Here is a 20266-nt window from a genome sequence, read left to right as displayed (position 1 = left end):
CCCTGGACGCTCCGACCCGCCTCGGCCGGCCCGCGCGACGGCGACCGCGCGCCCCTCGCCGCCGCCCGGCGGCGCGCGCGCTGCGTTCGCGCCGCCCGCGCGGCGTCCGCCGCGCATGCGGAGATGGCGCGCTAACTGACTGGCCTACCAAGGGAAATCGAACGCGGGGCGGGAGTGTCGCGAACCGCTTCCCGGGTGTCAACGAAGCGCGCGCGCACCGCCGCGCGGCGCCGGGAGCGCGCGGGCGGGGTGCTAGCGTGCGCGCGCCGCGAGGCCCGGAGGAGCGCGCATGTCCCGCACCGCGCCGCACAGCGACGTCCTGCCGATCGCGCCGCGCGGCGGGGTCGACGCCGTCGTCGCGGTGCCCGGCTCGAAGAGCCTGACCAACCGCGCGCTGCTCGTCGCCGCGCTCGCCGACGGACAGAGCCACCTCGAGGGCGCGCTCGACAGCGACGACACGGTGGCCATGCGCCGCGCCCTCGCCGCGATGGGCGTCGCGGTCGAGACCGACGGCAGCGACTGGACGGTGCGCGGAACGGGCGGGCGCCTCGCCGCGCCGAGCGCGCCGATCCACGTCGGCAACGCCGGCACGGCGATGCGCTTCCTGGCGGCGGCGGCGACGCTCGCGAGCGGCGAGACGGTGCTCGACGGCACCGACCGCATGCGCGAGCGGCCGATCGGCGACCTCGTCGACGCGCTGCGCGCGCTCGGCGCCCGCGTCGCCTACGAGCGCGCGGCGGGCTTCCCTCCCGTGCGCGTCCTCGGCGGCGGCCTGCCCGGCGGCGCGGCCGAGATCGACGCGCGCCGCTCGAGCCAGTTCGTGTCGGCCGTCCTGCTCGCCGCGCCCTACGCCGCGCGCGACGTCGAGCTCGCCGCGAAGGACGGCGCGATCGTCTCGCGCCCCTACGTCGACCTCACCCTCGAGCTGATGGAGGCGTTCGGCGCCGAGGCGCGCTTCACGACCCAGGACGACGAGGCCGCGCCCGGCCGGCTGTTCGTGCGCGCCGGCCGTCCGTACCGCGCGCGACGCTATGCGATCGAGCCCGACGCGTCGTCGGCCGTGTATCCCCTCTGCGCGGCCGCGATCGCGGGCGGGCGCGCGCGCGTGGTCGGCATCCCGCCCGGCTCGCGCCAGTCCGACCTGCGCATCGTCGACCTGCTCGAGCGGATGGGCTGCAGCGTGGTCCGCGGCGACGCGTTCGTCGAGGTCGAGGGTCCGGCCTCGGGCCTGCACTCGCTCGGGCGCGTCGACATGAACGACCTGCCGGACGCCGCCCTCGCCTACGCCGTCGTCGCGCTCTTCGCGGACGGCCCGACCACGATCGAGAACGTCGCCAACCTGCGCATCAAGGAGACCGACCGCCTGCACGCGCTCGAGACCGAGCTCCGCCGGCTCGGCGCGCGCGCGACGGCGAGCGCCGATGCGCTCGAGGTGCGCCCCGGGCCGCTCCACGGCGCCACCATCGAGACCTACGACGACCACCGCATGGCGATGTCGTTCGCGCTCGCGGGCCTGCGCGTCCCGGGCGTCGCGATCCGCGACCCGGGCTGCGTCGCGAAGACCTGGCCCGACTACTTCGCCTCCTTCGCGTCCTGGTAGGCGCCGCGCGCGCGGGCCTAACAAGGCGGCGGCGCCGCCGCGGGCGCGGCGGCCGGCGGGCGGTTGTCAGCCGCGCGCCGGCGCTGCACCCTGTGCGCATGGGAGCCTCGCGAGTCCGTCCGGTGCGTCGCGCGCGCACGGCCCGCCCCGAGCGCGCCGGCCGATGAGCGGCGACGCCGCGTTCGCGGCCGCGCCGGCGGGCGGCTCGCGCGTCGTCGCCGACCGCCTCTCGCGCGACTTCGGCGGCCGCCCCGCCCTGCGCGACGTGAGCCTCGCGATCGAGCCCGGCGAGTCGTTCGGCCTGCTCGGCGCGAACGGCGCCGGGAAGACCACCTTCATCCGCATCGTCACCGGCTACCTCGAGCCGACGGCCGGCGCGGTCGCCGTCGACGGGCTCTCGCCCACCGTCGACGCGGCCGCCGTGCAGGCGCGCATCGGCTACGCGCCCGAGAACGCGCGCCTCCACCCCGAGCTCGGCGTCGCGAGCTACCTCGCGTTCGCGGCGGGCATCCGCGGGCTCGCGGGCGCGCCGCGACGCCGCGCGGTCGAGGCGGCACTCGCGCGCTTCCACCTCGAGGCCGTCGCGCGCCGCCCGATCGGCAACCTCTCGAAGGGCTACCAGCAGCGCGTGTCGCTCGCGCAGGCCTTCCTGCACGAGCCTTCGCTCCTGATCGTCGACGAGCCGACGAGCGGGCTCGACCCGCTGCAGCAGGACGACGTGCGCGCGGCGCTCGCCGCGCTGCGCGGCCGCTGCACGGTGCTCCTGTGCACGCACGACCTCGCCGAGGCGCGCGCGCTCGCCGCGCGCGTCGCGGTGCTCGCGCAGGGCCGGCTCGTCGCCTGCGGGCCGGCCGACGACGTGCTCGCGGGCGGCGACCCGCTCGCCCTCTTCCGCGCCGACGCGGCGCGCGCGGTGCCCGCGTGACGCGCTTCCGCGCGCTCCTGCGCAAGGAGCTCGTCGTGCTGTTCGGCTCGCCGATCGCCTACGGCGTGCTGACGATGGTCGCCTTCGTCACCGCGTTCACGTTCTTCGAGCACCTGCGCGTCTACAACCAGATCCTGTTCCTGTACGCGACGACGACGATGGGCGGCTTCGAGTCCGGAACGGTTCCCGCGCACGTGAACGTGCGCGACACCGTCTTCTATCCGGTGATGGACCAGCTCTCGCTGCTGCTCGTGATCCCGCTCCCGCTCGTCACGATGCGGGTCTTCGCGGAGGAGCGCGCGCGCGGCACCGAGGAGCTCCTGCTCACGAGCGGCCTCGCACCGCGCGCGATCGTCGCGGCCAAGTACGCGGCCACCTTCGCGTTCGTCGTCGCGATGATGGCGGCCGCGTTCGTCTACCCGGTGACCGCCGTCGCGCAGGGCGGGCTCGGCGCCGAGCACCTGCTCGCGTCCTTCGTCGGCCTCTGCGCGCTCGCGATCGGCATCGCGTCGATCGGGCTCGCGTGCTCGAGCGCCACGTCGAGCCAGATCCTCGCCGCGGCCGCGACCGTCGCCCTGGCCTTCCTGCTCTACGACTTCGGCTGGACGAACGCCTTCGTGTCCGAGCCCGTCGCGCGCGCGCTCGACGCAGTCGCGCTGCGGCCGCACTTCACGCGCTTCGCGGAGGGCGTCGTCGCGCTCGCCGACCTCGCCTACTTCGCGTCGCTCGCGGCCGCGGCCGCGGCCGCCTCGCACCTCGCGCTCGTGCTGCGCCGGGTGACGGGGTGATGCGCGAGCTCGTCTTCGTCGGCTGCGTGTGCCTGTGCGCGGCGCTCGCCGCGCAGCAGCTCGGCGGCGGCGCGTCCGGGTTCGCGCGCGCCGAGCTCGCGGCGGCCGCCGTCGCGCTCGGCGCCGCCGCCGTGCTCGCGCTGCGGCGCGTGCGACACCGGCGCGTCGCCGCGTCCGGGGCGCACGCGAGCACGGCCGTCGCGGACGCCCTCCTCGCGCTCGTCGCCGCGGCCTGGCTCGGCGCGCTCGCCACCTCGGCCGCCGAGCTCTCGGGCGCGCGCGCCGACCTCACGTTCGAGCGGCGCTACGAGCTCGCCGACGCCACGCGGCACGCGCTCGCCGCGCTCGGAGCCGACCTCTCGATGACCGTCTACGCCGACCCGGGCGACCCGCGCATCCGGCGCACGCGCATGCTGCTCGAGGAGATGGCGCGCGTCGCCGGCGCGCGCGTCGAGGAGCGCGCGCTCGACGACGCGCTCGAGGACGTGGACCGGTTCGGCATCGCGCGCTCGAACGCGGTCGTGCTCGAGCGCGCGAACGCGCCGCGCGCGCAGCGCCACACGTGGGAGCTCGTCGAGCAGCCGACCGAGGGCCCCCTGTTCGAGGCGCTCGCACGGCTCGCGAACGCGGAGGCGACGCACCTCTACGCGCTCGTCGGCGAGGGCGAGGGCGACCTCGCGAGCACGGAGCCCGGCGGCTTCTCCGGGCTCGCGGAGGCGCTCGCGACCGAGGGCTACGACCTGCGCGTGCTTCCGAGCGCGTTCGCGCGCGACGTCCCGGACGACGCCGCGGCCGTGCTCGCGATCGCGCCCGAGCGCGCGCTCGCGCCGGCGGCGCTCGCCGCGCTGCGCGCCTACCTCGCGCGCGGCGGCCGCCTCGTCGCGTGGCTCGAGCCGGGCGCCGCGACCGGGCTCGACGCGCTGCTCGCCGAGTGGGGCATCGCGGCGCTCGACGGCGTCGTCGTCGACCCCGCGTCGGCCGACCTCGAGGGCGCGGCGCCGGGCCTCGCGCCCGTCGCGTTCCACTACGCCGAGCACCCCGTCACGCGCGGGCTCGACCGCAACCGCGTCACGTTCTTCCCCGGCGCGCGCGCGTTCGCGCTGCGCAAGCCCGACGTCGACGACCGGCTCGCGGCCGTCGTGACGACGAGCGGCGACGCGTGGGTCGCGCCGGACGTGTCCCTGCTGCGCGGCCGCGGCACGCGCGCGCCCGCCCCGCCGCCGGGCACGCGCACCGACTACCTCCCGCTCGTCGTCGCCGGCGAGTACGCGCGCGGCGGCGCGCGCGCGACGCGCATCGTCGCGTTCGGCGACGCCGACCTCGCGAGCAACCGCTACCTGCGCGCGCTCTACGACCTCGACCTGGTGATGAACGCCGTGCACTGGGCCGCGCAGCGGGAGGCGGCGATCGCGCTGCGCCCGAAGATCGCGGCGACGATCCAGTTCCCCGTGCCGATCCAGAACTCGCTGCGCGCGTTCTACGGCGTCGGCATGCTGGTGCCGCAGCTGCTGCTCGTCGCGGGCGGCCTCGTCTGGCTGCGCCGGCGAGGCGCCTGACGCCGCCGCGCTCGCGTCACTCCGGCGGCTGCGTCGCGAGCGCGATGCCCTTCGCGCCCGCGCGCTGTGCGGTGTCGAGGATGTCGACGGCCTGTCCGAGCAGCACGCTCTTGTCGCCGCGCAGGATCACGACTTTCGACTTCGCACCGGCGAGCGCCGTCTCGATCGCGCCGGCGAGCTCCCCCGGCTCGACGCGCCGGTCGTTCACGAGCAGCACGCCCGTGTCGTCGACCGCGACGGTCACGCCCTCGGGCGTCTCGTCGCTCTCGCTCGCGGTCGGGAGGTCGATGTTCTTGCTCTCGTCCTGCAGCACGGTCGTCGTCACCATGAAGATGATCAGCAGCACGAGGAAGATGTCGGTGAGCGGCGTGATGTTGATCTCGGCGACGATGCCGGGGCCGCCCTCGTCGACGTCGTCGCCCGTCGGGAGCGAGGAGGCGCCCATCAGTCGCGCCCGCCCGCGGCGCTCGACTCGACGTAGAGCAGCGCCTGCACGACGCGCTCCGACGCGCGCGCGAAGACCGCCGACAGCGCCTGCACGCGCACCTGCAGGTAGTTGAACAGCAGCAGCGCGACGATCGCGACGCCGAGGCCGGCCGCGGTCGCGACGAGGGCCTCGGCGATGCCGTTGGCGACGATCGCGAACCCGCCCGTGCCGTGCTCGGCCATGTCGGCGAACGCGCGGATGATGCCGACGACCGTGCCGAAGAGGCCGACGAACGGCGCCAGCGACCCGACGGTGCCGATCACCCAGATGCCGCGGCGAAGCCCGGCCGTGAGCTCGGCGCGCTCGGTCGCGAGGATGCGCGAGAGGTCGTCGAGGTCGACGTTCTCCCAGCGGAGCCCGGCGCGCAGCATGGCGCCGACGGGCGACGCGTCCTCCTCGCAGACCGCGCGCGCCCCGCCGAGGTCGCGCTCGACGAGCCGGTCGATCACGCGCGCCGCGACGTCGCGCGAGCGCGCGTCGAGGCCGCGGAACGTCCAGAGCCGCTCGAAGAAGATGGCGAGCGTCGCGATCGAGCCGACGAGGAGCGGGATGTTCGTCATCCAGCCCATCTTCATCAGCTCGAGCAGGTGCTCCGCGGTGAACATCGCGCCCGTCCCCCCGTCTCGCGCCGCCGCACCGGCTGCGCGCGCGGCCGGCGAGAGTACCCGACGCGTTCTCGGCGAACACCGCGCCGGGCGGCGCGCGGGTGGCGGGGTTGTGCGCGCTCGACCCCCTCTCTTACGTTTGGCGTTCGCGCCGAACGCGCGCGCGGCGCACGGGGTCGGAGTGGCCCGGGACGAGCGCCCGCGCCGCGGGGACGCGCACGGGCGCCGATCGGATCGCGGGGGGAACGGAGCGCGATGACGACGCCGGACGGAGCCCGCCCCGCCGCCGCGCCCTTCGCGCGCCGCCGCCGCTCGCGCCATCGCGCGCGCGCGGCGCGCCTTCGGCCCGGCGTTCGCCACCGCCGGGCCTGCCGGGCCCGCCGGGCCCGCCGGCTTCGCCGCCGCCGCCGCTCGCGCTCGCGCTGCGCGCGCCGGCCTCCCGCGGCCGGGCGCTCGCGTCGGGCTCGCTCTCGCTCGCGCTCCACGCGGGCCTCGTCGCGGCGCTGCTCGTCTCGGCGTGGACGGCGCCCGACGTGGTCGAGGAGATCATCCCCGTGCGCATCCTGCGCGACACGGCGCCGGTGCCCGAGCCCGCGCCGGCGCGGCGCGTCGTCGCGCCCCGCCGCACGCTCGCCGCGCCCGCGCGCCGCGTCGTCGCCGCACCGCGGCCCGCGGCGGCGGCGCCGTCCACCGTCGCACCGCGCGTCGCACCCGCGCCCTCGCCCGCCGCGACGATCGAGGCGGCCGCGGCGCCGCGCCCGGTGGCCGCGCCCGCACGGCTCGAGGCGCCGCGCGTCGTCGCGCCGCGCGCACTCGTCGCGACGAGCCCGCAGGCGGTCGCCGTCGCGCGCTTCGAGACGCCTAGCGTCGCGCCCGCCGAGAGGGTCGCACCCGTCGCCGCGACGTCGGGGCCGCGCGTCGTCGCGCCGACCGCGCCCGTCGCCGTCACCGCGCCGCGCGGCTTCGCCGACACCGCGCCCGCGAGCGACGTCGACTACGGGGCGCGCGCATCGGTCGAGGGCGTCGCGTCGGGCGAGGCGCTCGCGGGCGGCGCGAGCGCCGTCGCCATCGACGCGGGCACCGAGGACGCCGCGCACGGCACGGCGGTCGCGGCGCGCGCGGTCGACGCGGGCGGCGGCGGTGCGGGCGGCATCGGCACGGCGGCCGGTGGCATCCCGTGCAGCGAGCGCGCGTCCGTGCACGACTACATGACCGAGATCGAGTCGCGCGTGAAGGGCGAGTGGAAGCGCTTCGAGCTCCCGCCCGACCTGCCGCCGAACGCGAAGGTCGTGCTCTCGTTCGTGCTCGACGAGTCGGGCACGGCGCGCGACATCGAGGTGCGCTCGGCGCCGAGTGCCGCGCTCGGCGAGTCGTGCCGCCGCGCGCTCGTCGCGGCCTCGCCGTTCCCGCCGCTGCAGGGCAACGAGCGCTGCCTGGCGGGCCGCCGCCGCATCGCGACGTTCACCGTCCCCGTCGACGAGTCGTTCCGCCCGTGACGACGCCGGCCGTCGCGCGCGGGGGGCGCGCGCTCCTCGTCGCGTCCGCCGTGCTCGCGGCGCTCGCGGCGCCCGCGCGCGCGCTCGAGCCGCTCGAGTGCCCCGCGGTCGTCTTCCTGTACGACGACGCCGAGCAGGTGCGCGAGAAGCAGAGCGACACGAACGGCGACTGCGCGCTCGACGAGAAGATCGTCTACGAGGCCGGCGTTCCCGAGCGCGCCGAGAGCGACCGCGACCACGACGGACGCGTCGACGCGTGGCTCGCGCTCGCTCCCGACGGAACGACGGAGCGCGAGGACCTCGACGAGGACGGCGACGGCCGGGTCGATCGCCGCACGTCGCTCGCGAACGGCGTGCCCGCGACGCGCGAGGAGGACCTCGACGGCGACGGCCGCTTCGAGGTGCTCGTCGTGTACGAGGACGGCGCGCCGACGAGCCGCGAGGAGGACCGCAGCGGCGACGGCGCCCCCGACCACATCACCACGTACGAGGACGGCGTCGCCGTGCACGTCGACGAGGACCGCGACTTCGACGGCCGCATCGACCTGCGCGCCGAGCTCGGCCCGGGCGGCGAGACGCTGCGCGAGCAGCAGGACCGCGACGGCGACGGCCGCTTCGACCTCGAGATCGTCTTCCAGGACGGCGTGCGGGTGCGCGTCGAGGACGACTCGGACTCCGACGGGAAGGTCGACGTCGTCACGACGTACGAGGGCGGCGACACCATCCTGCTGCGCGAGACCGACGCCGACGGCGACGGCCGGTTCGAGACCGTCGCGACCTACGACGGCGGCGTCGAGCGCAAGCGCGAGCTCGACGCCAACGCCAACGGCTACCCCGAGCTCGTCGCGTGGCGCCTCCCGAACGGCGACCTCGAGCGCGAGGAGATCGACACGCGCGACCGCGGGCGCCCCGACGTCGTCCGCACGTACGAAGGCGGGAAGCTCGTCCGCGAGGAGCGCGACCAGGACCGCGACGGGCGCGTCGACTTCGTGGCCGAGATCGCGGGCGACGGCGCGCCGAAGGAGCAGCGGATCGACGCCAACGGCGACGGGCGACTCGACACGACCGTGTCGTTCGAGAACGGCGTGAAGCGGCGCCAGGAGGAGGACCGCGACGGAGACGGCCGCGTCGACGCGCGCTTCGCGTTCGACGCGCAGGAGCGCGTCGCGCTCGAGGAGATCGACGCCGACTCCGACGGCCACTTCGAGCTGCGCGCCGAGTACGAGGACGGCGCACTCGCACGGCGCACGACGACGAGCGCGCCGGGCGCCCCGCCCTCGCGCATCGAGCGCTTCGAGGCGGGCGCGCTCGCCGCCGTAGAGCTCGACGAGGACGGCGACGGGCGGATCGACACGTGGAATCGCTATGCGGCGAGCGAGGGCGGCGGCGAGCCGCGGCTCGCGCACCAGGAGCGCGACGCCGACGGCGACGGCGCGGTCGATCGCTGGATCGACCTCGACCCGGCGACCGGCGCGGCCGTCGCCTCCGAGCTCGACACGAACGGCGACGGCGAGGCCGACCGCTTCGAACGCAACGCGCCCGACGGCACGCCGCTCGAGCTGCGCGAGGACCGCGACGGCGACGGGCGCGTCGACCGCACCGTCGCCTTCGAAGCGGGCGTGCCCGCGCGCTTCGAGGAGGACGCCGACGGCGACGGGCGGCCCGAGGCGCGCGGGCGGCTCGCGGCCGACGGCGCGGCCACCGAGGTCGAGCGCGACACGACGGGCGACGGCCGATTCGACCTCCACACCTGGTTCGAAGCCGGCGCGCCGACGCGCGAGGAGCGCGACACCGACGCCGACGGGCGCGTCGACGCGACGACGACCTACCGCGCCGGCGTCCCCGCGCTCCAGGAGCTCGACACGACGGGCGACGGGCGCGTCGACACGCGCGTCGTCTACGACGCGGCGAGCGAGCGGCCCGTGCGCCAGGAGCGCGACACGAACGGCGACGGCGCCTTCGACGCCGTCGCGCACTTCGATCCGAACGCGGCCCCGGCCGCGGACGGCGAGCCCGTGCCGCTGCGCGACGAGCTCGACGCGAACGGCGACGGCAAGGCCGACCGCATCCAGCACTACGAGCAGGGCGTGCTCGTGCGACAGGCCGTCGACGACGACTTCGACGGCCGCTTCGAGACGACGACCGCCTACGACGCGAGCGGCGCGCCCGTGCGCACCGCCGTCGACCGCGACGGCGATGGCCGGCCCGAGGTGACGACGACCTTCGAGGCCGGAAGGCCCGCCGCGCAGGAGGAGGACCGCGACGGCGACGGGCGCGTCGACGTCGCGACGCGCTTCGACGCGCAGGGGCGGCCCGCCCGCATCGAGGAGGACGCCGACGGCGACGGGGTGCGCGAGACGGTGCAGGTGTTCGACGCGGGCGTGCTCGCGCGCCGCGAGCAGGACCGCAACGGCGACGGGCGCGCCGACCTCGTGCAGGAGTTCGCGAACGGCGAGCTCGCGCGCACGCGCGACGACGCGAACTTCGACGGCGAGTTCGAGAACGTCGCCGAGGTGACGGCGGGCGGCCTCCGCACGCAGGCGCAGGACACCGACGGCGACGGGCGCGCCGACGTCTGGGTCGAGAGCGACGCCGCCGGCACCGTGCTCGCACAGCGCGAGGACCGCAGCGGCGACGGAACACCCGACTTCACGGCGTTCTTCGCGAACGGGCGCGCAGCGCGCATCGAGGCCGACACGCAGGGCCACGGCTGCATCGACCTGCGCCAGACGCTCGACGCCGAGGGACGCGCGACCGCGGAGGAGACCGACACCGACGGCGACTGCCGCATCGACACCTGGAACGAGTTCTCGCCGAGCGGGAAGCTCCTGCGCCAGGCGCGCGACGGCTCGGGCGACGGCCGCCCCGACGCGCTCTCGCTCCTCGACGACGAGGGCCGCGTCGTCGTGCAGGAGCTCGCGACGAAGGGCGCGCCGCCGCCGAACGAGCGGATCGAGCTGCGCGCCGACGGCAGCGTGCTGCGCCACTGCGTCGACGGCGACGGCGACCGCCGCCTCGAGACCGAGGTCGTCTTCGACGGCGAGACGCTCGTGCTCGCGCGCGTCGACACCGACGGCGACGGTCGCGTCGACTCGCGCGAGCACTACGTGGGTGGCGTGCGCGCGCGCACCGAGGTGGACACGAACGGCGACGGCACGCCCGACGTGGTGCAGCACTGGAAGGGCGACGCGGTCGTGCGCCAGGACGAGGACGCGGACTACGACGGCGCGCTCGACCGCAGCTTCGTCGGCGACGCGCCGGCGCCGCTGCCGGCGGGCACGGCGCGCCTCGCGCCGTTCGAGAAGCTCGCGTGCGGACGCTTCCACGCGTTCTGGAAGGGTCGTTAGGCGCGGCGGGCGCGGGCGCGGCACGGCACCGCGCGTCGGTGCGTCCGCCGGGGAGGAGAGCCGGAGCGATGGCGAGGATCGGGCGACAGACGTTCGCGCTCGGCGCCGCGGGCGCGGCGGCGGACCGCGCGCTCGCGGAGCTCGCGCGCGCCGATGCGGGCCGCCGCCTCTGGCAGCGCGACGCGTCGCTGTGGACGGCATCGGGCGAGGAGCGCTGGCTCGGCTGGCTCGCGCTCGCCGAGGACTCGCCGGCCACGCGGGCGACGGTCGCCGCGTGCGAGCGCGTCGCCTCGCGCGCGCGCGAGCTCGGGCTCGCGCACACGCTGCTCATGGGAATGGGCGGCTCGAGCCTGTGCCCCGACGTGCTCGCGCGCTCCTTCCCCGCGGCCGCCGGGCACCCGTCGACCCTCGTGCTCGACTCGACCGTGCCCGCCGCGGTCGAGGCCGCCGCCGCGCGCATCGACCCCGCGCGCACCGCGTTCGTCGTCGCCTCGAAGTCGGGCGGCACGATCGAGCCGAACGCGTTCTGCGCCTTCTTCTGGGAGCGCGCGGTGCGCGCGCTCGGCGAGCGCGCGGCCGGCGAGCGCTTCGTCGCGATCACCGACCCGGGCTCGAGCCTCGAGCGGCTCGCGCGCGAGCGCGGCTTCGGCGCCGTCGTCGCGGGCCTCCCCGACGTCGGCGGCCGCTTCTCGGCGCTCTCCGCGTTCGGGCTCGTGCCGGCCGCGCTCCAGGGCCTCGACCTCGCGGACTGGCTCGCGCGGGCGCGCGCCATGGCGCGCGCGTGCGGGCCCGACGTCGCCGCCGACGCGAACCCCGGCCTGCGCCTCGGCGCGGCGATCGGCGCGCTCGCCGCCGCCGGCCGCGACAAGCTCACGCTCGCGATCTCGCCGGCGATCGCCTCGTTCGGCGGCTGGCTCGAGCAGCTCGTCGCCGAGTCGACGGGCAAGCGCGGGCGCGGCGTCGTGCCGATCGACGGCGAGCCGCTCCCCGCGCCCGACCGCGCGGGCGACGACCGCCTGTTCGTCGCCCTCCGCCTCGCGAGCGCACCCGACGCTGCGCAGGACGCCGCACTCGACGCCCTCGAGGCCGCCGGCCAGCCCGTCGTGCGCATCGAGCTCGACGACGCGCGCGACCTCGCCGGCGAGATCTTCCGCTTCGAGGTCGCGACCGCGATCGCGGGCGCCGTGCTCGGCGTCGACCCGTTCGACCAGCCCGACGTCGAGAGCGCGAAGGTCGAGGCGCGCGCGCTGATGGCCGCCTACGAGCGCGACGGCGCCCTTCCCTCGCCGGCGCCGCTCGTCCGCGACGGCGAGCTCGCGGCCTTCGCCGACCCCGCGCTCGGCGAGGTGCGCACCCTCGACGATGCGCTCGCGCGCCACCTCGCCCGCGCCGCGCGCGGCGACTACGTCGCGATCAACGCCTGGGTCGCGATGGACGCCGCCCACGGCGCGGCGCTCGCGCGCCTGCGCGACGCCGTCGCGCGCGCGACGCGCGTCCCCACGACGCTCGGCTACGGGCCGCGCTTCCTCCACTCGACGGGGCAGCTCCACAAGGGCGGGCCCGACCGCGCCGTCGTGCTGCAGGTCGGCGCCGCGTGCGCGCGCGACCTCGCCGTCCCCGGCGCCGCGTACTCGTTCGGCGTGCTCGCGCGCGCCCAGGCGCAGGGCGACTTCGCGGTGCTCGTCGAGCGCGGGCGCCGCGCGCTGCGCGTCGAGCTCCCCGGGCGGGAGTCGCCGAGCGGCGACATCGACGATCTCGCGCTACGCATCGCGCGCATCGCGGCGCGCACCTAGCGACGGCCGCCCACCCCCCACGGCGCGCGCCGCGCGCCCAGCGCCCGCGCCGCGCGGCGGCGGCGAGGCAAGGCGACCTGCACGATGAGCGACGGACCGGAGGGGAGCGCGCGCGCCGCGCTCGAGTTCGTGGAGGACGGACAGACGCTCGGGCTCGGCACGGGGCGCGCGGCGACGGCGTTCGTGCGCGCGCTCGGCGCGCGCGTGGCCGCGGGGCTGCGCGTGCGCGGCGTCCCGACGTCGGAGGCGACGGCCGCGGTCGCGCGCGAGGTCGGCATCCCGCTGCTCACCCTGGCCGAGGCCGGCCGCCTCGACACGACGTTCGACGGCGCCGACGAGGTCGACCCGCAGCTCGACGTGATCAAGGGCTACGGCGGCGCGCTCGTGCGCGAGAAGATCGTCGCCGCGTCCTCGGACCGGCTCGTCATCCTCGTCGGCGCCGAGAAGCTCGTCGGCACGCTCGGCGAGCGCGGCAAGCTGCCCGTCGAGGTGCTCGAGTTCGGACGCGCGCTGTGCGAGCGGCGGCTCGCCGAGCTCGGGTGCCCGGGCCTCCTGCGCACGAACGCCGACGGCTCGCCCTACCGCACCGACAACGGCAACCCGATCCTCGACGCGAAGGTCGGCGGCATCGACGACCCGGCCGCGTTCGAGGCCGCGATCCTCGCCATCCCGGGCGTCGTCGGCACGGGCCTCTTCGTCGGCATGGCCGACGCCGTCGTCGTGCAGGACGGCGACCGCGTCGAGGTGAGGCGACGCTAGGCGGCCGCGGGGCGCGGCGCGGCCCGGCCCGCTCTCGACGACGGCGCTAGCTCGCGGCCGCCGCGAGCCGCTCGCGGTCGCGCTCCTCGATCGCCGCGCGGATGCGCGCGTGCTCGGCCTCGGTGAGCCGGAAGCGCGTCAGCACGAGCGCGCCGAGCAGCGCGCCGATCGCGGGCATCACGCCGATCAGGACGCGCATGCCCAGGATGGCGCCCTCGGTCACCACCTCCGCGCCGTCCGAGCCCGTCGCGTGGAACACGACGCCGAGCGTCAGCGGGCCGAAGCCGTAGGCGACCTTCAGGAAGAAGTTGCGCGTCGCGAAGTACGCGCCCTCCTTGCGCTCGCCCGTCGCGAGCTCGTCCCAGTCGACGACGTCGCTCTGCACCGACGGCGCGAGCACCTGCCCGGCCGTCGCCCCGACGCTCAGGAACGCGACGAAGGCGCAGGCGATCCAGAAGTCGCCGGCCGACAGCGTCGCGAGTGCGAGGAAGGCGACCGCCTGCAGGCAGAGCGACGCCTGCCAGGCGCGCACCTTGCCGACCCGGCGCGACACGCGCAGCACGAGCGGGATGAGCGCGAGCCCCGGCACGACGTAGAAGGCGAGGAAGAACGGCAGGTAGGACGCCGCCTGCAGCACGTGGTCGGTGTAGTAGGCCGCGACCGACCCGATCGCGGCCGTGCCCGCCGTCTCGATCACGTACGTGAGGTACAGGAGCCGCGCGTGCGGGTTCGCGAAGACGTCGCGCATCGCGCGCACGAGGCGGCGCTCGGCGCGCGGCGCGAGCGCGGCGCGCTCGCGCACGCGCCCGACGCAGACGGCGATCGTCCCCGCCATGAGGAGCGCGACGCCGACGGCCATCGCGCGCGCCGCGGCGCGCGGGTCGTCGGCCCACTCGAGCACGCCGCTCGCGAGCACGCCCGCGAGCAGCGTCGCCGCGATCATGAAGCCCTGCTGGAAGGCGAAGACGCGGCTGCGCTCGTGATAGTCGGGGCTCAGCTCGGCGCCGAGCGAGTAGTACGGGACGCTGAAGATCGTGATCGCCGTGTAGAAGACGAGGATCGCGGCGGCCATCCAGGCCGTGAGCGCCGAGCCCTCGAGCGCAGCCGGCGGCGACCAGATCATCGCGATGCCGACGGCGATCGGGAGCACGGAGGCGACGAGCCAGGGACGCCTGCGCCCGAAGCGCGAGCGCGTGCGGTCGGACAGGTTGCCGACGATCGGGTCCGACACGGCGTCCCACACGCGCGCGCCGAGCAGGATGGCGCCGATCGCGACCGGCGCGACGTGCAGCACCTCGGTCGCGAACTTCATCAGCAGGAGCGCGTTCAGCAGGAACGAGATCCCGAGGCCGAACGACGGCAGCGCGAACGCGACGATCTCGGACGCGGCGAGACGCGGCCCCACCGGCGCGGGCGCGCCAGCATCGACGTGCGGTGCGGGCATGGGGACGGGCCGACCTCCGCGCGCGGGGCGCCGCGCCGGCCGACCCTACGCAAGCCGCGCGGCGCGGGGAAGCGCGATCGCGCGCCGCCCGCGCGGTGCGCGCTCGGGCGGACGTGAACGAGGGGGCGACTAGTGACGGCCGCGATCGGAGGAGCGCGTACCGGCGCGGGTGCGGGCGCCGGTGCGCGCGACGCGGCCGCGCCGCGAGGGCGCGCGGACGACGCGCTGCGCGGGTCGCCCGATGCCGAGCGGATCGCGCGCGCGAAGCGCGCGCGCGCGGTCGCGGGGCGCGGCGCGGCGGAGCGGCTCGGCGTCGTCGCGCGCTCGGGCGCGATGCTGCGCGCGCTCGGTCTCGCCGAGCGCGCCGCGCGCTCGAGCGCGACGGTGCTGCTCGCGGGCGAGACCGGCGCGGGCAAGGAGGTGCTCGCGCGCGCGGTCCACGCGCTCGGCCCGCGCGCGCGCGGGCCCTTCGTCGCCGTCAGCTGCGCGGCCTTCCCCGACACGCTGCTCGAGAGCGAGCTCTTCGGCCACGTGCGCGGCGCGTTCACGGGCGCCGACCGCGACCGGCGCGGCCTCTTCGAGGAGGCGTCCGGCGGAACGCTCTTCCTCGACGAGGTGGGCGAGACCTCGCCGCTGCTGCAGGCGAAGCTCCTGCGCGTGCTGCAGGAGCGCGAGGTGCGCCCGGTCGGGAGCGCGCAGTCGCGGCGCATCGACGTGCGCGTCGTCGCCGCGACGCACCGCGACCTGCAGCGCGAGATCGCGCGCGGCGGCTTCCGCGTAGACCTCTACTACCGGCTCGCCGTCCTCCGCATCGACGTGCCACCGCTGCGCGAGCGCTCGCGCGACGTCGTGCCGCTCGCCCTGCACTTCCTCGCGCTCCACGGCGCGCGCGAGGGCGTCGAGGGCTGCACGCTCGGCGAGGCCGCGACGGCGCGCCTGCTCGCGCACCCCTGGCCCGGCAACGTGCGCGAGCTCGAGAACGCGATCTGGCGCGCGCTCGCGCTCGCCGAGCCGGGCGACGAGCTCGCGCTCGAGGAGCTCGACGCCGCGAGCGCGTCCAGCGCCGCGCGCGATGCCGCCGATGCGCGCGAGCCCACCGCTGCGCGCGACGACGATGCGCGCGACGACGACGCGCCGCGGGGCGCGCGCGACACGCTCTCCCCCACCGCGCCAGCGACCCTCGCGGAGCAGCTCGCGCGCTGCGAGGCCCGCTGCATCCGCGACGCGCTCGCCCGTCACGGCGGCGTGCGCGCGGCCGCCGCGCGCGAGCTCGGCGTCACGCGCGAGGGGCTGCACAAGAAGATGAAGCGGCTCGGGGTCGGGTGATGCCGCACGCACCGACGCCTCCGGCCGCTCCCACGCGGGCACAGCCGGAGACGGCGAACTCGCGCGCTTCGCGCGGAGGCGCGCGAGCACGGCCATCGCATCGCGCGTCCACCTCGCGACGAGCGCGGCATGCGCCCGGTGCGTCGCCGGACGTCCTGCCGCCTCGTCTCGTCGAGGGTCGCGCGCTCGACGCGACGCCGCGCTCGCGTGCGGAGGGGGTCCCGACACCGGCGCGGCGGGCGACCGCGTCGCGGATGCCGCCGGCCGCGCGGCGCGGCGACGACGCGCGCGTCGAAGCGCCGCGCGCACGCCGGCGCCTTCCCCGCCGGCGGGGCGCGATTCGTGGTAGAAGCGATCGGTGCCGCGGAAGGCGTTCGTCGACGGGCGCGCCGCCTGGCGGAGCCCAGCGTCGGGAGACGATCGAGCATGAGCGAGCGCGAGTCCGACTCGGCGTTCGGCCTGCGGCTCCGCGCGTGGCGCCGGGCGCGGGGCTTCTCGCAGCTCGACCTCTCGATCGAATCCGGCATCTCGCCGCGCCACCTGAGCTTCCTCGAGACGGGACGCTGTGGTCCGAGCCGGGAGACGGTCGTCTCGCTGTGCACGGTGCTCGGCCTGCCCGGGGTCGAAACGCGGCGCATGCTGATCCTCGCAGGTCTCTCGGCCGACTGGGGCGAGCCGCGGATCGCTCCCGCGGACGGCTGCCAGCGGCTCGCGCGCATGGGCCACCTGCTCGCCGCCCACGACCCGTTGCCCGCGCTCCTGACCGCGCCCGACTGGAGCATCGCGACGCTGAATCGCTCGTGCGACGCACTGCTGCGGCGCTGCGATCGCCTCGCGGGCGGCGACGGCTCGCGCGCCTACGAGATCCCCCTGCTCGTCTCGGACGCCGCGCGCCTGCCGCGCGTCGTGGCCAACTGGGAGTCGGTCGTCCTCGACATCACCGTCGGCATCTACTCGAGCGAGCCCGACCCGGACACGACGATCCACACCTCGGAGATGCTCGCGACGCTCGGACAGCGGGGGGACGGCGTGCTCGCGACCGCGGCGACGTCCTGGGAGCCCCGACTCCAGGTGCGCGACGATGGACACGAGTTCGAGCTCGACCTCGTCGTGATGCCGTTCGCCGGTGCGTGGTCGGGCTACGCGCTCACGCTCGGAGTCGCGAGCGACGCGACGGAGACCTCCGCGTTCGCGTACTTCCGCGATCGGATCGACGACGAGCGGGCGCGCGCCTCCTCGGCCTAGCGCGCCGGCGGCCCAGCGCGCCGGCGGCCCAGGCCTAGCGTTTGGCGAGGTCGTCGAGGAACGCGTTCGTGAACACGCGATGCGGGTCGAGCGCGTCGAGCCGCGTGATGGCATCGTCCCAGTCCTGCCCCGGCGGCCGGCCGATGCGCAGCGACTCCGGCACGATGTCGTCGATCATGGCGGCGCTGGTCCACGGGCCCGCGCTCGTGTAGCCCCACCCCTTCGACCACTCGACGCGCACCGCCGCGTAGTTCCCCGAGTAGTTCTGGTACATCCACGCCTCGAGCTCGGCGTAGAAGGCGCCCGCGTCGGGCGTCCCGGGCACGGTCAACAGGTCGAGCCACACCGCGACGTCCCACTCGGGGTGGTCGGTGCGCTCGACGAGCGCCGACAGCGCCGGCGGCTGCGGGCTCGCGTGCTGGACCTCGCCGGGCTCGTCGAGCCCGGTGACGCGGATCTCCATCGGCCCGTTGATCGGGTACTTGCCCTGCGCCATGTAGGACGAGAGCTGCTGCTGGTATCGCTGCACGAACTCGTGCACCACGCGTTGGATGTCCGCGCGCCGTGTCAGGATCGCGTAGCCGTTCGCATTGACACGCAGCGTCGTCGGCTTGATGTACAGCAGCAGGTTCTTCGACGCGCCCCACAGGTCGAAGCCCCACGTGAGCACGATGCCGCTCGCGACGATGTCGTAGTTGAGCTGACCGAACGCGGGAGTCAGCCACGGGCTCCCCGTCAGGATCTGCTCCAGGAGCGCAGACGCGTCACTCGTGATGTTGTCGGAGAACGGATAGTTGTAGGGAGCGGTGACCTTCTTCGAGAACAGGGGCTTCGTCTTCCTGACGGTCCACACCTTGAGCCAGGGCTTCTGCGTGAACGGGAACCAGATCGCCTCGACGCGTCCCGACGACGCGACGTAGCTCGCGAACGTCCGCCCTCCCGAGCCCTGCGGCGCGAACATCTCGCTCGCCGGGATGTCGATCCAGCTCTGGCAGCGGAGGTTGTGGTTCGCTTCGACCTGGAGCGTCACCTCCGTGACGATCGTGCGGCCGAGCGATGCGAGCAGCGCGCGCGCGTCGGGACTCCCGCGATCGACGTTGCGAACGACGTACTGGCTCGCCGCGCCATCCCACACGACCGCGCGCAGCGAGAGCACGCGGTTGCTGAACGACCCGTACGTCTGGCCCGTCTTGCGCGACTCGCCGTTCGCGGGCACCGCCGTTCCGTGCCCGTCGATCGCGAGGACGCCGCCGACCGTGAGATCGCCCGGAGCCGGACAGGACGTGATGCCGTAGCCGCGGCCCTCGAGGAACGCGAGCAGGCTCTCCATCGAGGCACCGGCCTGGACCGTCACCGTCGGCGGCGACGTCGACGAGACGGACATCGACGCGAAGTGCGACGTCATGTCGAGCAGCACGACGCGCGTGTTGCACGTGGTGTCGCTCGTGACGTGGATGGGCGACCAGTTGTGCATGAAGCCGCGCGCGCGCAACGTGAAGCCCTGGCTCGCGGCCCAGTTCGCGAGCTGCGCCACTTGCGCGGGTGTCGAGGGCTCGCACGTCCAGAGATCGTCGATCGCGATCTCGCCGCTCCAGTTCTCGAAGGCCTGCTGATAGAGCGGGATGCCCGACGGGAAGCCCGGCGGGACGGCGCATCCCGACCCGGCATTCGCCGCTCGCACGCGGAAGACCGGTGTCCAGACGGCGGCGGCGGCGCACGCCGCCGTCGACGCGAGAAAACGCCGACGCGACAGAGGCGCCCCCTCGCGCGGCTCGTCGCCGCGCGTCGCGGCCGCGGTGGGTGCGCCTCCGGTCGGGATCGTGGTGGTGCGGTCGGCTTCGGCCTCGCTCGTGCGCGCATCTTCGATCATCGCTCGCCTCCTTCGTCGCAGGGGACCCGAGCCTGACCGCGCGGCGCGGCCAACGCGATTACCAGGCTGGTAGGCGGGACGGGTTCGGGAGGGCGTCCGTCGCGTCGCGGTTGATCCGGCCCGCATCGGTCGGCCAGGATGCCGGCGGCGCAGTGCGCGAAGGCCCATGCCCGCCCGTGCACACCGCTTCGCTCCGCGCCGAGAGGGGAACGCGTGATCACGATCCACCACTCCCCGCAGTCGCGCTCGATGCGCGTCGTCTGGCTCTGCGAGGAGCTCGGGCTCGACTACCGGCTCGAGCGCGTCGAGATGTTCAGCGACGCGATGAAGCGACCCGCCTATCTCGCGATCCACCCGCTCGGCAAGGTGCCTGCGATCGAGGACGACGGCTTCGCGCTGTGGGAGACGAGCGCGATCCTGCAGTACCTCGATTCGAGGTACGGCGGCGGCGCGCTGATCCCGCCGCGCGACACGCGCGAGGGCGCGCTCGCGATCCAGTGGATGGAGTACGGCGAGAACCCGCTCACCGTGATCATGGGCGAGATCGCCGCGCATTCGGGGCCGATGCCGGAAGAGCGCCGCATTCCCGCGCTCGTCGACCGCGGCCGCGCGATCGCGCCGTCGCTCGTCGACGTCGTCGAGCGCGGGCTCGGCGACCGGCCGTGGATCGGCGGCGACGCATTCGGCGCGGCGGACATCATGCTCGCCTTCGGGCTCGGCATCGCGGCGCACCTCGGGTACGTGACCGCCGCGACGCCGCGCGTGCGCGCCTTCCTCGCGCGCGCGACGGCGCGGCCGGCCTGGTCGCGCGCCGCCGCCGCCTGACCGCACCCGCGAGCCTGCCGGCGAGCCCGCCCGCACCGCCGCCACCGCGGGCCGCGGCCGGCATCCGAGCCCGCGGCGCGCGCGGCACGCCCCGCCTCGCGCACCGCCTCCGCGCCCGATCGCGCGTGCGTTCGGGCGGCGTTCCCGCCAAGCTACGCGCTCGCCCGCAGCGCCCGCGCACCGCGCACCGAAGGAGACAC

General features: G+C 76.1%; 15 protein-coding genes. 11 read left to right on the top strand and 4 right to left on the bottom strand.

All coding sequences use genetic code 11. The features are described from left to right. Window positions 1-289: 289 nt before the first annotated feature. From aroA to R3E88_08775, 4 genes are all read left to right on the top strand, one after another. Window positions 290-1600 carry a 3-phosphoshikimate 1-carboxyvinyltransferase gene (gene aroA / locus R3E88_08790; protein ID MEZ4216561.1) on the top strand — a complete coding sequence of 437 codons (1311 nt, stop codon included), beginning with the start codon at window positions 290-292 and terminating at the stop codon, window positions 1598-1600. Between the two features lie 163 nt (window positions 1601-1763). After that, window positions 1764-2525, top strand: coding sequence for an ABC transporter ATP-binding protein (locus R3E88_08785; GenBank protein MEZ4216560.1), 762 nt, complete (start codon window positions 1764-1766; stop codon window positions 2523-2525). Continuing rightward, the gene (locus R3E88_08780) at window positions 2522-3313 is read left to right on the top strand and encodes an ABC transporter permease (GenBank protein ID MEZ4216559.1); all 792 of its coding nucleotides are present in this window, start codon (window positions 2522-2524) and stop codon (window positions 3311-3313) included. The genes R3E88_08785 and R3E88_08780 overlap by 4 nt, the downstream gene beginning before the upstream one ends. Further along, window positions 3313-4869: a DUF4350 domain-containing protein gene (locus R3E88_08775; GenBank protein ID MEZ4216558.1), complete on the top strand. Its 1557-nt coding sequence runs from the start codon at window positions 3313-3315 to the stop codon at window positions 4867-4869. The genes R3E88_08780 and R3E88_08775 overlap by 1 nt, the downstream gene beginning before the upstream one ends. A gap of 16 nt (window positions 4870-4885) precedes the next feature. Here the strand turns inward: R3E88_08775 and R3E88_08770 are convergent, their stop codons facing one another. Together R3E88_08770 and R3E88_08765 are read right to left on the bottom strand one after the other, a co-directional pair. Next, complete coding sequence (locus R3E88_08770; GenBank protein MEZ4216557.1) at window positions 4886-5314, bottom strand: biopolymer transporter ExbD; 429 nt, start codon at window positions 5312-5314, stop codon at window positions 4886-4888. Continuing rightward, window positions 5314-5961, bottom strand: a complete 648-nt coding sequence (locus tag R3E88_08765) for a MotA/TolQ/ExbB proton channel family protein (GenBank protein ID MEZ4216556.1) — start codon at window positions 5959-5961, stop codon at window positions 5314-5316. Before R3E88_08765 ends, R3E88_08770 begins: the two co-directional genes overlap by 1 nt. A 533-nt stretch (window positions 5962-6494) precedes the next feature. Here R3E88_08765 and R3E88_08760 point away from each other — a divergent pair. From R3E88_08760 to rpiA, 4 genes are all read left to right on the top strand, one after another. Next, window positions 6495-7457 (top strand): TonB C-terminal domain-containing protein, encoded by a 963-nt coding sequence (locus R3E88_08760; protein ID MEZ4216555.1) that lies wholly within the window; start codon window positions 6495-6497, stop codon window positions 7455-7457. After that, window positions 7454-10804 (top strand): hypothetical protein, encoded by a 3351-nt coding sequence (locus R3E88_08755; protein MEZ4216554.1) that lies wholly within the window; start codon window positions 7454-7456, stop codon window positions 10802-10804. Before R3E88_08760 ends, R3E88_08755 begins: the two co-directional genes overlap by 4 nt. 68 nt (window positions 10805-10872) lie before the next feature. Further along, complete coding sequence (locus tag R3E88_08750) at window positions 10873-12597, top strand: transaldolase (protein ID MEZ4216553.1); 1725 nt, start codon at window positions 10873-10875, stop codon at window positions 12595-12597. A gap of 84 nt (window positions 12598-12681) precedes the next feature. Then, on the top strand, window positions 12682-13356 hold the full coding sequence (gene rpiA / locus R3E88_08745) for a ribose-5-phosphate isomerase RpiA (GenBank protein MEZ4216552.1): 675 nt from the start codon (window positions 12682-12684) through the stop codon (window positions 13354-13356). Window positions 13357-13402: 46 nt separating this feature from the next. Here the strand turns inward: rpiA and R3E88_08740 are convergent, their stop codons facing one another. Next, a complete protein-coding gene (locus R3E88_08740; protein ID MEZ4216551.1) occupies window positions 13403-14800 on the bottom strand; it encodes an MFS transporter in 1398 nt (465 codons plus the stop codon). A gap of 132 nt (window positions 14801-14932) precedes the next feature. Here R3E88_08740 and R3E88_08735 point away from each other — a divergent pair, with 132 nt between their 5' ends. Beyond that, the gene (locus tag R3E88_08735; protein ID MEZ4216550.1) at window positions 14933-16126 is read left to right on the top strand and encodes a sigma 54-interacting transcriptional regulator; all 1194 of its coding nucleotides are present in this window, start codon (window positions 14933-14935) and stop codon (window positions 16124-16126) included. 426 nt (window positions 16127-16552) lie between these two features. After that, the gene (locus tag R3E88_08730; GenBank protein ID MEZ4216549.1) at window positions 16553-17371 is read left to right on the top strand and encodes a helix-turn-helix transcriptional regulator; all 819 of its coding nucleotides are present in this window, start codon (window positions 16553-16555) and stop codon (window positions 17369-17371) included. 34 nt (window positions 17372-17405) lie between these two features. Here the strand turns inward: R3E88_08730 and R3E88_08725 are convergent, their stop codons facing one another. Further along, on the bottom strand, window positions 17406-19241 hold the full coding sequence (locus R3E88_08725; GenBank protein MEZ4216548.1) for a cholesterol oxidase substrate-binding domain-containing protein: 1836 nt from the start codon (window positions 19239-19241) through the stop codon (window positions 17406-17408). A 213-nt stretch (window positions 19242-19454) separates the two neighbouring features. On the opposite strand from R3E88_08725, the gene R3E88_08720 reads away from it, so the two are divergent. After that, on the top strand, window positions 19455-20066 hold the full coding sequence (locus R3E88_08720) for a glutathione S-transferase family protein (protein ID MEZ4216547.1): 612 nt from the start codon (window positions 19455-19457) through the stop codon (window positions 20064-20066). Window positions 20067-20266 lie beyond the last annotated feature (200 nt).

The sequence above is a fragment of the Myxococcota bacterium genome, from assembly GCA_041389495.1.
GTDB lineage: Bacteria > Myxococcota_A > UBA9160 > UBA9160 > UBA4427 > JAWKRT01.
The sequence above is the reverse complement of the archived record's forward strand: the minus strand, read 5'-3'. Positions and strand labels throughout refer to the sequence as shown.